A 15455-nucleotide genomic window follows, 5' to 3' on the forward strand; every position below is an offset into this window, starting at 1 on the left:
TCCTTGAGAAAGGCCGGGGCGGTAGCTATAAGCCCCGACCCACTACAACGCTGGACCTCCCTCCCATCCTGGGGGGGGGCAAGGCGCACTGGAGAGAAGCCATGAAGCCCGACATGCACCCGGTCTACCCGCCCTCCCGCATCACCTGCGCGTGCGGCAACATCGTCGAGACCAAGTCCACCCGCGGCTCGTTCAGCGTGGAAGTCTGCTCGAACTGCCACCCGTTCTTCACCGGCAAGTACAAGCTGCTGGACACGGCCGGCCGCATCGACCGCTTCAAGAAGAAGTACGCGAACAACGCGCCGGCCGCCAAGAAGGGCGCCAAGGCCGCCGAGCCCGAGAAGGCGTAGTCCTTCGGCTCCACAGCATCCGCAGCACCCCACGAGCAGGGTCGTGGAGGGCCTCGAAAGACAGAGGCGCTCCCCGCCCTGCTCGCGGTGTTTCAACCTCGGGCGCTCGTCAAATTTTCACGCGCGCTTTCGGTGCTACAGCCAATTACAGGCCAGAAATTCGACGTAGCACCCAACTGACCGCACAGTCCGCCGCGTCCCTGAAGACGTCTGTCCCAAAGACGGAGGCGTGATGTTCGCGGAAGCTGCTGCCCCTGCCCTGAAGATTGTCCGACGCTCCCAGAACGACAGCGTCTTCGCGAAGCGCGGGGAGGCCTACACACTGCTGCAGGGCGACAGCCTGGAGCTGATGGCCCAGCTGCCCGAGCAGTCCTTCGACCTCATCTTCGCGGACCCGCCGTACTTCCTCTCCAACGGCGGCACCACCTGCAAGGGCGGCAAGCGCGTCTCCGTGGCGAAGGGCCAGTGGGACGTGTCCCGCGGAGTGGAGGAGGACCACGCCTTCACCACCAAGTGGCTCGCCGCCTGCCAGCGCCTGCTGCGCCCCACCGGCACGCTGTGGGTGAGCGGCACCCAGCACGTCATCTTCAACGCCGGCTTCGCCATGCAGAAGCTGGGCTACAAGCTGCTCAACACCGTCACCTGGTACAAGCCCAACGCGAGCCCCAACCTGGCGTGCCGCTACTTCACGCACTCCACGGAGCTGCTCATCTGGGCCTCGCCGTCGTCCGGCGGCAAGCTGAAGCACGTCTTCAACTACCAGCGCATGAAGGCGGAGAACGGCGGCAAGCAGATGCGCGACGTGTGGAACCTGCCGCGCAACGGTGACGAGGAGCTCACCGCCGACGGCGCCGGCCGCATGTGGACGCAGACGGCCCCGCGCGGCGAGGAGAAGGCCTTCGGCAGCCACCCCACGCAGAAGCCGGTGGCCCTGCTGGAGCGCATCCTGGAGGCGAGCTGCCCGGAGAACTCGCTCATCCTGGACCCCTTCAACGGCAGCGGCACCACCGGCGTGGCCGCCCTGAAGCACGGCCACCGCTACGTGGGCATCGACATGAACCCGGAGTACCTGGCCCTGTCCAAGAAGCGCCTGGACGCGACCCTCAAGTAGCCCCGCCTCTCACGCGCGGGTGAGGATGAGCTCGACTCCCTGCCGCGCGATGGGGTGATACCTCGCCCCGTTCTTCTCGAACGCCGCGCGCGCCACCTTGTGGTGGTCGCGCGACGAGGCGAGCACGCTGTAGAGCGGCTTCAGGTACTTCATCCGGCCCACCTCGCCGAGGAACTCCTCGGCCCGGCCGAGCGGAGCATCGAAGCCCGCGCGCAGCGCCGCCACCAGCCACGCCACCAGCACCTCCGAATTGCGGCTGCCCGTGAGCGAGTACCTCGCGTCCAGCTCGCGGAAGACGTCCTGGGACGTGTCCGCCGGCATGGACTCCAGGAAGAGCTGCCACTCGGTGGGCGTCCAGTCCTTCGTGTCCTGCCGCGAAGGCACCGTCCCGCGCAGCTTCTCCAGCGCCTCCAGCCGCGCGGAGGTGGGCCGGGGCGCGCCTGGCGGCACGCCGGGCCGGTTCAGGTACGCGTCCGCGTCCACCTTCGCCAGGGCACCCGGCAGCTCGGCTTCCGTGAAGCGGACGAACTCCTCCGTGGTGAGCGCCTGGAAGCGGTACTTCGCCAGGTAGCGGCGCAGGAAGCCGTCGAACATGGGACGGCCCACCGCGTCCTCCATCGCGCGCAGCAGCAGGTAGCCCTTCTCGTAGGGAATCTGGGAGAAGGCCTCGTCCGGATCCACGCCGGACAGGTGCGTGCGCAGCGCGGTGAGCTGCGGGTGCGCGCGGAAGTGGTGCAGCGCTTCATCCAGCGAACGGCGCCCCAGGGCCGCGTGCAGTGCCGCGACCTCCGGCCCCGCCAGCGCCTCCAGGATGCGGCGCTCCGCGAAGACGGTGAAGCCTTCGTTCAGCCAGAAGTGCTCCGCGGACGCGTTCGTCACCAGGTTGCCCGTCCACGAGTGCGCCAGCTCGTGCGCCACCACGTTCACCAGGCTCTTGTCCCCCGCGATGAGCGTGGGCGTGAGGAACGTCAGGCGCGGGTTCTCCATGCCGCCGTAGGGGAACGACGGCGGCATCAGGAGCAGGTCGAAGCGCTCCCAGTCGTAGGGCCCGAAGAGCGACTCCGCGGCCTTGAGCATGTCGTCCACGCCCGCGAACTCGTCCGCCGCGTCCTCCAGCGCCTCCGGCTCCGCCCACACGCGCGAGCGCGGCCCCAGCTCCTTGGACGTGAGGCTGCCCACCGCGAACGCCAGCAGGTACGGAGGCACCGGCTGCGGCATCTCGTAGTGCTCCTCCGCCTCCACGCCGTGCTCCTCGCGCGCCACGAACGACGCCGCCATCACGGACTTGAGCTGCTTGGGCACCCGCAGGGACGCGCGGTAGCGGATGCGGATGCGCGGCGTGTCCTGCAGCGGCACCACGCTGCGCGCGTGGATGGCCTGGCACTGGCTGAACAGGAACGGCTGCTGCCCGCCCGCTGTCTGCGACGGCGTCAGCCACTGCAGCGCGCTCGCCTCCGGTGACGTCCGGTAGCGCACCGTCAGCTGCTTCACCCCCGCGGGCAGCTCGATGCGAAGCCGGCTGCCGAGGATGGGTTCAGGAGGGGAGAGGATGTAGGGCAAGGGGCGACCCTGGGCATCCACCACGCCGCGGATGTCCAGGTCGCGGGTGTCCAGGTCGAGGGGACCTGCTGACGCCTCCTTGAGCGTCAGCGTGGCCTCCGCGTGCAGGCGGCGCGTCCGGAAATCGACGCGGGCCTTCCAGTCCAGCGTTTCGGTCTCAGGCTGCGTGCTGTCGTTGTACGAGTGCGGGTCGAGGCGAGCCATGGGGCCCGACTTGTAGTCGGGGAGCCGACCTCCTGGCGAGCACACCCGACGGCAATGCCGGTTGACTTCCGGGTCAATCGCCTACATTTGTGCAGTCCCCTACTTCCTTTCATGGGAGCCGATTTCCGATGACGACCCGGATCCGAAAAGTGGCGGTGCTTGGCGCTGGCGTGATGGGCAGCGGCATCGCCGCGCATCTGGCCAACTCCGGCGTGCGCGCCCTGTTGCTGGACATCGTTCCGCCCCAGGCTGCTCCGGGCGAGGACACCGCTTCCAAGGCGTTCCGCAACAAGTTCGCACAGGGCGCCATCGCGAACCTGCGCAAGGCGAAGCCCAGCCCCATCGTGTCCGAGCAGGTGCTCGCGGCCATTGAAGTGGGCAACCTGGAAGACGACCTCGCGCGCCTGGGCGAGTGCGATTGGATCATCGAGGTGGTGAAGGAGGACCTGTCCGTCAAGCAGGCCCTGTTCGCCAAGGTGGAGAAGCACGCCCGCAAGGACGCCATCATCTCCTCCAACACCTCCGGCCTCTCCATCGTGGGCATGACCGAAGGCCGCGGCGCGGAGTTCAAGAAGAACTTCCTCGTCACGCACTTCTTCAACCCCGTGCGCTACATGAAGCTCCTGGAGCTCGTGGCGGGCCAGGAGACGAGCGCGGAGGTCGTGAAGACCATCCACAAGTTCGGTGAAGAGGTCCTGGGCAAGGGCATCGTCTACGGCAAGGACACCACCAACTTCATCGCGAACCGCATTGGCGTGTACGGGATGATGCGGACCATCTCCGAGATGCAGAAGACGGAGATGACCATCGAAGAGGTGGACAAGATCTTTGGCCCGGCCATGGGCCGTCCCAAGTCCGCCGTGTTCCGCACCGCGGACATCGTGGGCCTGGACACGTTCACCCACGTGGCGAAGAACTGTTACGACACGCTGACGCACGACGAAGAGCGCAACGTCTTCGCCGCCCCGGACTTCCTCCAGAAGATGGTGGAGAAGAAGATGCTGGGCGACAAGAGCGGCGGCGGCTTCTACAAGAAGGACCGCTCCTCCGGTGGCAAGGACATCCTCGCGCTGGACCTGAAGACGCTGGAGTACCGGCCGCAGGCCAAGGTGCGCTTCGACTCGCTGGGCGCCGCGAAGGACATCGAGAACGTCAAGGAGCGCGTGGCGTCCGTGATGAACGCGGACGACAAGGCCGGCAAGTTCGCCGAGCGCGTCACCCTGGACGTGCTGGCGTACTCCAGCCGCCGCATCCCTGAGATCGCCGACGACCTGGTCAACGTGGACCGCGGCGTGCGCTGGGGCTTCGGCTGGGACCTGGGGCCCTTCGAGGTCTGGGACGCCTACGGGGTCCAGAAGGGCGTGGAGCGCATGAAGGCGCTGGGCCTCAAGCCCGCCGCCTGGGTGGAGGAGATGCTGGCCAAGGGCCGCACGTCCTTCTACGGCGTGCAGGACGGCCGCGACACCTACTGGGACATCCCGTCCAAGTCCGTGAAGCCGGTGGTGGAGAACGCGCGCACGTCCCGCGTGGAGTACCTCAAGCGCGGCAACAAGAAGATCACCGGCAACGACAGCGCGTCGCTGTGGGACATGGGCGACGGCGTCACGCTCTTGGAGTTCCACTCCAAGATGAACTCCATCGACGATGACATCATCGCGATGATGAACACCGCGCTGGATGAGACGGAGAAGAACTTCAAGGGCCTCGTGATTGGCAATGACGGCTCCAACTTCTCCGCCGGCGCGAACATCATGGCCATGCTGATGGCGGCCAAGAGCGAGGACTTCGACTCCATCCGCAAGATGGCGTCCGCGTTCCAGGCGGCCAACCAGCGCATGCGCTACAGCCCCGTGCCCGTCGTGACGGCGCCCTTCAACCTCACGCTGGGCGGCGGCGCGGAGGTCACCATGGGTGGCAACGCGGTGCAGGCCAGCGCGGAGCTGTACATGGGCCTCGTGGAAGTGGGCGTGGGCCTCATCCCGGGCGGCGGCGGCACCATGATGCTGCTGCGCAACGTGTTCGGCGGCTACGCGGCGGACAAGGACTTCGACTCGCTGCCCTTCCTCAAGAAGGTGTTCCTCGCCATCGGCATGGCGAAGGTGGCCACGAGCGCGGAAGAGGCTCGCGAGATGGGCTTCCTGTCTCAGCAGGACGGCATCACGGGCAACCGCGACTTCCTGCTGTCAGACGCGAAGTCGCGCGTGCTGGGCCTCGCGAACGGCGGCTTCCGCCCGCCGCGTCCCACGCGCTTCCGGCTGCCGGGCCCCAACGGCGCGGCCACCATCGACATGATGCTGTACGACATGCAGCTCAATAATCAGATCAGCGCCCACGACCGGAAGATCGCCCAGAAGCTGGCGCGCGTGCTGTCCGGTGGTGACACGAGCCCCTCCGTGCTGGTGACCGAGGAGAAGCTGCTGGAGCTGGAGATGGAGGCGTTCCTGAGCCTCATCGGCGAGGAGAAGACCCAGGACCGCATGATGTTCATGCTCGAGAAGGGCAAGCCGCTGCGCAACTAGCGCGAGGCGTTTACCCAATGGTTTTCCAGACGCGAATTCCGAAGCACGCCCGGACGCTGTCCGGGCAGGGAGACATCTAAAATGTCCGGTCGAGTCGTGATTGCCAGCGCGGTGCGCACCCCCTTCACCCGCGCCCACAAGGGAGAGTTCAAGGACACGCGGCCGGATACGCTCGCGGCCCTTGCCATCAAGGAGGCCGTCGCCCAGGTCCCTGGCTTGAAGCCGGCGGACGTGGAGGACGTCATCATGGGCTGTGCCATGCCGGAGGCGGAGCAGGGCATGAACGTGGCCCGCAACGCGAGCCTGCTCGCCGGCCTGCCGGACACCGTTCCGGGTCTGACCATCAACCGCTTCTGTTCCTCCGGCGTGCAGTCCGTGGCGCAGGCGGCGCAGGGCATCAAGTCCGGCATGCTCCAGGTGGCCGTGGCCGGTGGCACCGAGTCCATGACCATGGTGCCCATGGGCGGCAACAAGGTCTCCGCCAACCCGGAGATCATGCAGAAGCTGCCGGAGGTCTACACCTCCATGGGCGCGACGGCGGAGAACATCGCCTCCCGCTACAACGTCACCCGTGAGGACGCGGACAAGTTCGCCGCCGAGTCCCAGCGCCGCGCGGCCACGGCCCGCGAGCAGGGGAAGTTCAAGGAGGAGATCTTCCCCGTCACCACCACGATGTTTGACGAGGACGGCACCCAGAAGCAGGTGACCGTCACGGTGGACACCATCCTGCGCCCGGAGACGACGGTGGAGGGCCTGGCCAAGCTGCGCCCGGCCTTCAACGCCAAGGGCGTGGTGACGGCGGGCAACGCGTCGCCGCTGACGGACGGCGCGGCGGCCGCGGTGGTGATGAGCGAGGAGAAGGCGAAGGAGCTCAACATCAAGCCGCTGGGCTACTTCGTGGACTACGTGGTCGCCGGCGTGCCGCCCGAAATCATGGGCGTGGGCCCGGTGCCCGCCATCCGCAAGCTGCTGGAGCGCAACAAGCTGAAGGTGGAAGACATCAGCGTGTTCGAGCTCAACGAGGCCTTCGCGGCGCAGGCGCTGCACTGCATCCGTGAGCTGGGCATCCCCCAGGACAAGGTGAACCCGAACGGCGGCGCCATCGCCCTGGGCCACCCGCTGGGTGTGTCCGGTGCGCGCATGGTGGCCACCATCCTGCGCGAGCTGAAGCGCCGGGACGGCCGCTACGGCGTGGTGAGCATGTGCATCGGCGGCGGCATGGGTGCCGCGGCGCTGGTGGAGCTGGCGAAGTAATCCGCTTCCGCTTCGCGCCCCCTGGTGGCTTCAAGGGGGCGCGGAGGGGACTGTCAGCGGCTGATGAGGTTGAGCAGGCTGCGTGCCTTATCCCGAATCGCCGCGAGGTCGGGGGGAGCTTCAGGGAAATGGGTCTCGATGTATGAAACCCCGGCTTGGTAAGCCTCCCGTGCAGCGTCCCCGTTCTGGAGCCTCATCTGACAGTCTCCGAGGCAGAAGTAGGCGCGTGCGATGCGATCCCAGTCTCGACTGTCGCGGGCCGTACCGTGATGGGTGAACATGGCCTCCAACGAGGTGACGGCCTCCTCGTTCCTCCCAAGTAATTGAAGGCTTACTCCACGCAGGAACATGGCCGTAGCCTGAAAGCTCCGATATCGGTGGGCTTGGTCGGCAGGAATCTGGAGCAGAATCGTGTCGCTGGTGGCGATGGCGAGCTCATGCTGGTTGGTCTGGGCATAGATCAGGCACAGACTAATCAGGGTCTGGAAGTAGACCACTCTGAGGTTGAAAATCTCACTCCCTTGTAGCTCTAGCCGCAAGTCCTGAAGCATGGGAAGGGCCGCGTCCAGACTGCCGGTTTCTCGGAGATGCGTCGCACGGCTGTATCTGGTGATGGTGTGCCAGAAGGCTAATTCCGACTTCGACGTGTCAGCTGTTTCCTTGAGGAGTTGGATGATGATTTTCTCGGCTTCTTGATGTCTGCCCATCATCCTGAGGAGTACCGCCTTTGCATTCAATGCTTGGATGACGAACTCGGCGGAGACTAAATCTAGCGGATGACTAAGCGCGGCATTCAATAGTTGGATGGCCTTGTCGGGTCTTTGGAGTTGAGCCGATGTCTCTGCATAGCCAATGGCAATGTAAAGAGTGAACTCCGGCCAGATTTCCGACTCTATTTCGAATTCGGTCGATAGAACCGTTTCGAAGGCCTGAAGAGAGTCTTCTGCTCTGTCGACGCCTTGAAGTGTAAAACCCCGAAGTATTATTGCCTGCGCAACGTGTTTCTTGACTTTGGGGACTGCACTGGCCCCAAACTGTGAGATGCAGTCGTCCTCCGCTGCGAGTGCCTCCTTGAACTCCGCCCGCCCGTGATGGAGTTGGGCCTTGCTTGCAAGTGCGAAGGAGTGCGCAATCGACACTCCATCATCAAGTGGGGTGTCCGATGGGGCGTTGATTTTGAGGATGGCGTTACAGATGGATAGCTGCGCGGATGGGTTGTCTTCCAGGCCCTCAACTGCAGCGCAGAGTAGCGAAAGGGCTTCCAAGCGCTGTTGGGTAGACATCTCGGCTGGCGCCTTCTCTGCGAGTAGCGCTATGGCTTCGAATTGAGACGTTCGAATGGCCTCGCGCATTTCTTCGAGCAACTGGGCGGCTTGCCCCTTGGGGCGCTCAAGAAGTACGGCGCGGGCCGCGCGAATCTCGCTGACGACAGCTCTGAACTGGTAGAGGTCTTCGCCGTCGGGCAGGTTCGTTTCCTTGGGTAGGTTCTTTTCCATCTGCCTGGCAATGAACTCTAAAGGATCCAGGGAGATGCCCGGAGCCGGGAACGAGAAAGCCTGGCTCAGGCGTTCAAATACCATGTGAGCAGGAAGTTGGTTCTTGGGGGCGGCGCCCGGCGCGAGCGTAGTGCTGACAGGGGTAATGGTTCCGGCAACTCCCTCTGACAGGGGCTGAGCGCTTGGGGTCGCTTGTGAATTCTTGTTGATGACGAATCGGATGTTTTCGTGATGCTTGAGCCAGGCGGGGAGAGTGTCGATATTGCTGGGAGAGAAGCAGAACCAGTAGAGGTTGAAGGGTAACGTCTGGCCATCCAGGCGCCGCTTCAGCGCCGACATGACGATATCCCCTTCCCAACCGGAGTAGCCAACAACGAGCGGAGCCCTGTTCCTGAGCGCGGCGTCCAGCAGGGACGGCATGCTCTGTGATGTCGGGGAAAGAACGGCGGCGTTCGCGATCTCGCTCGCGAGGTTCCGACAATCGTAGAAGTTGTAGGAACCGTGAACATGGACGACCTGTGTAGTCCTCCAGTCGTTCAAGTTGATTCGCGCCGTGGTTTGCGGGTGGTCACAAACAACGTGATGCTTTCCGAAAGTCGTCAGTGCGCGGCTGAGGAAATTATCGAAGTTGAGGGTGAAGACCAGATTCGTGAGCCGCTTGGCTGGGTCTTCATTGAGCAGGAGGTGGGCCAATCGAAGATTGGCTGCCGAGATGTACTCGTTGGAGATGAGCTTCTCGAAGTACTGTGTTCGCTGTTGCGGGTGGGGATAGGCCAGCGAAAACCAGTAGGAGTACTCGTTGAGAGGAGATTGGCTCTGTGGGCTGGCAAGGGCCGGGTGCCCCTTCGCCTTATCCTTGCAGTGCTCGATGATCTGACGGGCAAGAGGAATGGGTGGGTGCGAAATGCCTGCGCCCGTAATGAAGAAGAAGGGCGGCGACTCTCCATTCTCTATGGATGCCAGACAGGCCTGATGAATTTCGAACGCGGCCTCATCGAGAGACAGGATTTGGGGCTCAGTCATGGTCGTTGGGCGAGGAGTGTTGAAAACTCAACGGTGGACTGTCAGGAGGCCGGGGCGTCCGGGTCGTTCACCGGGACGCCCGCCAGGCGCAGCACCCGCAGCGCGTTGGTGGTGTCCACCACCCCCTGCCGGAGCCGGTAGTCGAACACCATCTTCCCTTCCTCCAGGTGGTCGCGGAAGTGGACGTTCACCACGTGCGAGCCCGGCTCGTCCGCGAGCACCGCCAGCGACAAATCGTGCGTCGTCACCGCGCCACACGCGCCGGAGGCGAGCAGGAGCCGCAGCACTTCACGTGAGGCAATCTGGCGCTCGCGGGTGTTGGTGCCCAGCAGGATTTCGTCGAGCAGGAAGAGCGCCTGGCCCTTCGCGGCCGCCGCCGCGTCCAGCACCATCTTCAGCCGCAGCACCTCCGCGTGGAAGTACGACACGCCGCGCTCCAGCGAGTCTTTCACGCGCATGCTGGTGAGCACCTGCACCGGGGACAGCCGGAACGACGCCGCGGCCACGGGCGCACCCGCCAGCGCCAGCACCACGTTCGCGCCCAGCGCACGCATCAGCGTCGTCTTGCCGCTCATGTTGGAGCCGGTAATCAGCAGCGCGTGGCGCGGGCCGGGCAGGGACACGTCGTTGGGCACGGGCGCGTCCAGCAGCGGGTGTCCCAGCGCGGTGGCCTCCACGCTCGGGCCCTCGGCCTGCATCTGGGGCCAGGTGAACGCAGGGCGGTCATGGGCGAGTCCGCCCAGGCAGCAGAGGGCCTCCAACTCCGCGAGCCCCTCGAACCACTGGCGCACGTCGCGGCCGTGGGCGGCGCGCCAGTTCTCCAGCGCGAAGAGGGCGTGGATGTCCCAGAGCGTGAGCCAGTGGACCAGGGGGTGGAACTGGTGCCGCTTGAACTCGATGAGTGAGTACAGCCGGCTGAAGCGCTGGAACAGCGCGGACACCGGAGGCCCACCCTGCGCCGTCAGGCCGGACTGGAGCTGCTTCAGGCGCGGGTGCTCGAAGGTCTGCTTCTCCACGCGCTCGAAGAGGGACGCGTAGCGCACGAAGCCGCGCTCGCCGCGCTCCACGGCTTCGTCCATCTGCCGCAGCGTGCGGCGCGTGGCCACGGCGATGCCCAACTGCGCGAGCAGCCCCACCCAGACGATGCTGTCCGGAATCACGCCGACCGTGCCCAGGATGAAGAGGGTGAGCGTCACCAGGGGCAGCAGGATGGCCAGGGGCCGCGACCAGCGGATGGCGTCCAGCGACGGGCCCGCCTCCGCCCATTGGATGAAGAGGGCCGGGTCCGCCTTGTCCTTCGCCACCACGCGCGCGTCCACGCAGAGGTCCTGGCGGAAGTCCACGCGTGGAGAGAGCTCACGCGCGGCGCCCTGCCGGGTCACCACTGTCTCCGCGGTGGCGGGCGCGGACAGCCACGCCGCCAGCCGCTCCTCGCCCGCGCGGGTCGCAGTCTCATTGATCAGCTGGAAGAGGCTGCCCTGGCCAAAGACATCCAGGTCCGTGGCGTAGAGGTGGTTGGGGGAGAGGAACCGCTCCCCCGTGTCAGTGAACGAATGCCAGCCGCCCTCCAGCCGCGCCAGGCCGCGCTCGTTGAGCAGGACGAAGAGGCGCGCGTGCTGCTCCTTGAGGAACACCTGGTGGTGCAGCACCGCCAGCACGCCATAGACGACGAGCGCCCCGGCCGCCGCCCACCACCAGGGCTTGGGCAGCCGGCCCATCAGCGTCAGCGCGGCCACGACCAGCGCGGCCACGAAGGCTACGGTGCGCAGGTTGGCGTACCTGGCGCTGATGCGGTCCAGCTCCGTCAGGTCCGCCTGGGCGGCGGCGCGGCGGTCGGTGTACGTGCGATGCGGGCTCTGGGACTCGGTGGGGACGGGCACGATGGTCGCGCATGCTGTGCGGCCCCCCGTCCGAGGGCAAGCACGCAACGCGCTCCGTCACGCTTCCGGTGCGGACCGACAACATTTCTTCCCGTTGGAATCGAGTGGAGGCGAACGGGGACGGACAGGGCTCTCGGGGGAGCGCCGTCCTGGCCCGGTGATGGCGGGAGCATCACGCGTCGCATCCCAGATGATATGGATTTGGCGGTGAGCCTCAGGGCGTCACAATGGCTCACGTCCGTGGCAATTGACTCGCTTGGGTGGCTGGGTCAAAACGCGCGGCCTATGTCTCTGTCTACCCATGGCGCGCCCCTCCGGCTCATGAGCGTTTTGCTCATGTCTGTGTCTCTCTTGTTGTCTGCCTGCGGCAAGGATGACCCGTCCGGCCCGGACGGTGGACCGTCGATGGGCCAGCAGGATGGCTCCACCGCGGACAGCGGCACGGATTCGGGGACCGACCCTGTCGCTGACTCCGGGACGGATGCAGGCGCCGACGCTGGGACGGAGGCTGACGCTGGGACGGAGGCTGACGCTGGGACGGAGGCCGACGCTGGGACGGAGGCCGACGCTGGGACGGAGGCCGACGCGGGGACGGATGCGGGGACGGAGGCCGATGCGGGGACTGGACGTTGTGGCGATGGCAGGGTGGATGGCACCGAGTCCTGCGATGACAGCAACACGGCGAGCGGCGATGGGTGCTCCGCCAGTTGCGCCGTGGAGCCCGGGTGGCAGTGCCCGGCGTCCGGTGGCGCTTGCGCCGCGCTGTGCGGTGACGCCATCCTCGCCGGCGAGGAGCAGTGCGACGACGGCAACAGCGACAGCAAGGATGGCTGCGATACCTCGTGCCACCTGGAGCCGGGCTACAAGTGCCCCGTCGCTGGCCAGCCCTGTTCCAAGACCACCTGTGGCGACGGTGTGGCCGAGGGCACCGAGCAATGCGACGACAGAAACAACGACCTCGGCGATGGCTGCACGCCGCAGTGCATGCGCGAGCCTCGCTGCTCCAACGGAGTCTGTGAGAGCGTCTGCGGCGACGGCCAGCTGCTCCCCAACAGCACGACCGAGCAGTGCGACGACGGCAACACGCGAGCGGACGACGGCTGCTCTCCGACATGCCAGTTCGAGCCGGGCTTCGCCTGCGCCGTGGTCGTTTCGCCCCGTCCGGACCTGCTGACCCTGCCCATCGTCTACCGCGACTTCCGTGGGTACGACGTGCCGGCCTCCAGGGGACTGCCGCGGGGGCACATCGACTTCGAGAACGGGAATGGCTCGGAGATGGGCATCGTGGCCGCCACGCTGGATGCCCAGGGCAAGCCTGTCTATGCGAAGGAAGGCGTGAGCTCCCTCACCACCCATGGCCGTGCGGCCTTTGATCAGTGGTTCCGGGACGTGCCGGGTGTGAACCAGACCCTCGTCAAGAGCCTGAACCTCCCACGTGGGTCGGGCGCCTCGTACCAGTTCGACGCCCCGGCCTTCTTCCCACTGGATGACGCGGGCTGGGTGGCCTTGGGTGAGGAACCCCTCCGTGCGGATGGCAGCAGCCCCAGCGTGCTTCGCAACTTCAGCTTCACCAGCGAGACGCGCTACTGGTTCGAATACAAAGGCAACGAGGTGCTCACCTTCAGCGGAGATGACGATGTCTGGGTGTTCATCAACCGCCGCCTCGCGATCGATCTGGGCGGGGTCCATGGCTCTACCACTGGCAGCGTCAATCTGTCGGCCCGGGCCAGCGCGCTCGGCCTCACGATGGGTGGCATCTACGAACTCGTGGTGTTCCAGGCCGAGCGCCACACCATCGCTTCCTCCTACCAACTCACGCTCGACGGTTTCTCGTATCCCTTGCGTCACACCGAATGCGCACGCCTCTGCGGCAATCACGTCGTGGACGTGGGCGAGGAGTGCGACGACGGCAACACCCAGGGGAATGACGGGTGCAGCGCCACCTGTACGCTTGAGCTGGACTGAGTCCGGGGGCTTGCGGAGTTGACTCCCAGTGGGCCCCCGGGATTTGAATGCGGCACGTGAGGGACGGTCGGGCCGGCCGTGTCTCCCCGAGGGGGCTCACCCCATGTCGTTACCCAAGGTCGTGCTGGGCGGAGGGCTCCTCGCGGGCCTGCTCGCCGCGCCGCCCGCCGAGGCCCGCTTCGGCAAGCGCTCGGACTCCCACGAATCGTCGAAGCCCGTCCACGAGGCGACCGCCATCGGTTCGGGCAGGGACGACGATTCGAAGAAGGACGACGACGAGAACAAGAACCGCTCGTCCAAGAGCAAGCGGACGACGGTGGCCTCCACGGATGACAGCTACGAGTACGAGTCCAGCTCGAGCGCATCCGACGATGCCGTCGCCGTCGTCCTGGGCGCCGTCTTCGAGCTGCTGTTCCGGGGCATGGGGGAGGCCATCGCCAACACGGGCACCCACCACGGCCACGACATGGTGGCTCCGGACGCACCGCCCCAGCGCAATTCGCTGCGGCACGCCGTGCCGTTCTCCTTGCGCATGGGCGTGCTGGTGTCACCCCTCAGGGGCGGCACGGGCGTGGACTTCGACCTCGGCTGGGATGCCCAGCGCTTCGGCATGGACCTGCGGCTGTCGCGGCTGTCGGGGACGTGGGACACCTCGGCATACCGCGACACGCGCACCCTGGGGGAGATGCACGTGACGTACTCCCCCCTCGTCCGGGAGGACCTGCGCCTGCGCGTGGAAGCCGGCGTCTCCACCCTGGACGCGCCCGGGCGCGTCTACGTGGCCCCCAGCCTGGGCATGTCCGTGGAGGCGTGCCTCCTGGGCCCCCTGGATGTGGAGGGGCGCCTGCAGATGACGCCCGGGCCCTACCAGCAACTGGACGCGCGCGGAGGGCTCGCGCTGCACCTGGGCGGCCTCATGCTGCGCGGCGGGGTGCGCTACCTCAACCTGGACTCCGAGGTCGCCCCGCTGGGGATGCCCCTCGGCTTCACCCCCGAGTTCGGCCTGGGCTTCACGTTCTGAACAGCGCAGTGCGCTTCAAAACACCACGGGCCCGGCCGCGGATGCTCTCGCGGTCAGGCCCGTTGGACGTCACGTTCCCCTTGAAGGGACGTGGGGTCTACTTCTCCTTGGACGCCAGCTTGCGCAGGGCCTTCTGGTCGCGCACGCAGAGGATGCGGCCGACGTTGCCGAGCACGCCCTCGCGCTTCATCTCGTTGATGAGCGTGGACACGAAGGAGCGCGAGGCGCCCACCAGGTCCGCCAGGTCCTGCTGCGTAATCCCGCGCAGGTCCGTCTCACCGCCGTGCGGGCAGCGCTCGCCGTGCGCCTCCACCAGCGTGAGCAGGGTGTCCGCCAGCCGGGCCGGCACCTCCTTGAAAGTCAGGCCCAGGACGCGCTTGCGCAGCGAGCGCACGCGGTCCGCGTAGGCGCGCACCACGTCCACCGCCAGGGCCGGGCGGGCCTCCAGCTGGGCGCGGAAGTCACGGCCCTCGATGCTCCACACCTCGGCCTCGCCCGCCGCCACGGCCATCTCCTCGATGGGCGTGCCTTCCGGGCGGAACAGCTCGCCGAACAGGTCGCCCGGGCGCAGGATGGACACCACCGAGCGGGTGCTGTTCTTGCCAATGCGCATCAGGCGCACGCGGCCGGACTTCAGCAGGTACACGCGGTCCGACGTGTCGCCGGGGCGGTAGATGGTCGAGTTGTGCGGGAAGGACTCGACCTTGAAGTAGCCCTTGAAGTCGATGGCTTCCTGGCCAGGGACCAGCTTGTTCGCGGTCACCATCATGCCGGACGACGTCGCCTGCAGCGGCGCCACGACGTTGGAACCGATGGGGCCGAGGGGGCGGTTGAAGCCGTGCATGGGAGTCTCCTGGGAAGACGGAAAGGGATGGGGAAGGTTGGTCGCTGCTGCTGCTGCGGACGGACCTTGCCCTTTCCAAGAGGCGTGCCATGAGCACTCGAACTATTCCCAGGGGAACAGTTCGAGGAATGCCGGGTACTTAGCGCTACACCCCGGTTTGCCCCCCCCAACTGTGTCCAAAACCTGAAACAGAACGTTCAAACAGTCTGATCACTTTGAACGAAACGT

General features: G+C 66.2%; 10 protein-coding genes. 6 read left to right on the plus strand and 4 right to left on the minus strand.

The annotated features are described in order from the left end of the window. Positions 1–101: 101 nt before the first annotated feature. Together rpmE and D7X30_RS16965 are read left to right on the plus strand one after the other, a co-directional pair. A complete protein-coding gene (gene rpmE / locus D7X30_RS16960; RefSeq protein WP_120563970.1) occupies positions 102–350 on the plus strand; it encodes a 50S ribosomal protein L31 in 249 nt (82 codons plus the stop codon). Positions 351–582: 232 nt separating this feature from the next. Next, positions 583–1461 (plus strand): site-specific DNA-methyltransferase, encoded by an 879-nt coding sequence (locus D7X30_RS16965; RefSeq protein ID WP_120563971.1) that lies wholly within the window; start codon positions 583–585, stop codon positions 1459–1461. A gap of 9 nt (positions 1462–1470) precedes the next feature. Here the strand turns inward: D7X30_RS16965 and D7X30_RS16970 are convergent, their stop codons facing one another. After that, positions 1471–3225, minus strand: a complete 1755-nt coding sequence (locus D7X30_RS16970) for a M1 family metallopeptidase (protein ID WP_120563972.1) — start codon at positions 3223–3225, stop codon at positions 1471–1473. 128 nt (positions 3226–3353) lie between these two features. Here D7X30_RS16970 and D7X30_RS16975 point away from each other — a divergent pair, with 128 nt between their 5' ends. Beyond that, positions 3354–5744: a 3-hydroxyacyl-CoA dehydrogenase/enoyl-CoA hydratase family protein gene (locus D7X30_RS16975; RefSeq protein ID WP_120563973.1), complete on the plus strand. Its 2391-nt coding sequence runs from the start codon at positions 3354–3356 to the stop codon at positions 5742–5744. Positions 5745–5825: 81 nt separating this feature from the next. Further along, a complete protein-coding gene (locus D7X30_RS16980) occupies positions 5826–6998 on the plus strand; it encodes a thiolase family protein (RefSeq protein WP_120563974.1) in 1173 nt (390 codons plus the stop codon). 53 nt (positions 6999–7051) lie between these two features. Here D7X30_RS16980 and D7X30_RS16985 read toward each other — a convergent pair whose 3' ends face one another. Beyond that, positions 7052–9517: an SIR2 family protein gene (locus tag D7X30_RS16985; RefSeq protein WP_120563975.1), complete on the minus strand. Its 2466-nt coding sequence runs from the start codon at positions 9515–9517 to the stop codon at positions 7052–7054. Positions 9518–9558: 41 nt separating this feature from the next. Continuing rightward, the gene (locus D7X30_RS16990; RefSeq protein WP_120563976.1) at positions 9559–11397 is read right to left on the minus strand and encodes a DNA mismatch repair protein MutS; all 1839 of its coding nucleotides are present in this window, start codon (positions 11395–11397) and stop codon (positions 9559–9561) included. Between the two features lie 405 nt (positions 11398–11802). On the opposite strand from D7X30_RS16990, the gene D7X30_RS16995 reads away from it, so the two are divergent. Further along, positions 11803–13362 (plus strand): DUF4215 domain-containing protein, encoded by a 1560-nt coding sequence (locus tag D7X30_RS16995; protein ID WP_233591631.1) that lies wholly within the window; start codon positions 11803–11805, stop codon positions 13360–13362. 103 nt (positions 13363–13465) lie between these two features. After that, positions 13466–14383 carry a hypothetical protein gene (locus tag D7X30_RS17000; RefSeq protein ID WP_120563977.1) on the plus strand — a complete coding sequence of 306 codons (918 nt, stop codon included), beginning with the start codon at positions 13466–13468 and terminating at the stop codon, positions 14381–14383. A 97-nt stretch (positions 14384–14480) separates the two neighbouring features. On the opposite strand, the gene mrpC is transcribed toward D7X30_RS17000, so the two are convergent. After that, the gene (gene mrpC, locus D7X30_RS17005) at positions 14481–15227 is read right to left on the minus strand and encodes a Crp/Fnr family transcriptional regulator MrpC (RefSeq protein WP_014395195.1); all 747 of its coding nucleotides are present in this window, start codon (positions 15225–15227) and stop codon (positions 14481–14483) included. Positions 15228–15455 lie beyond the last annotated feature (228 nt).

It is taken from the genome of Corallococcus sp. AB011P (genome assembly GCF_003611605.1).
Taxonomy (GTDB): Bacteria; Myxococcota; Myxococcia; order Myxococcales; family Myxococcaceae; genus Corallococcus; species Corallococcus coralloides.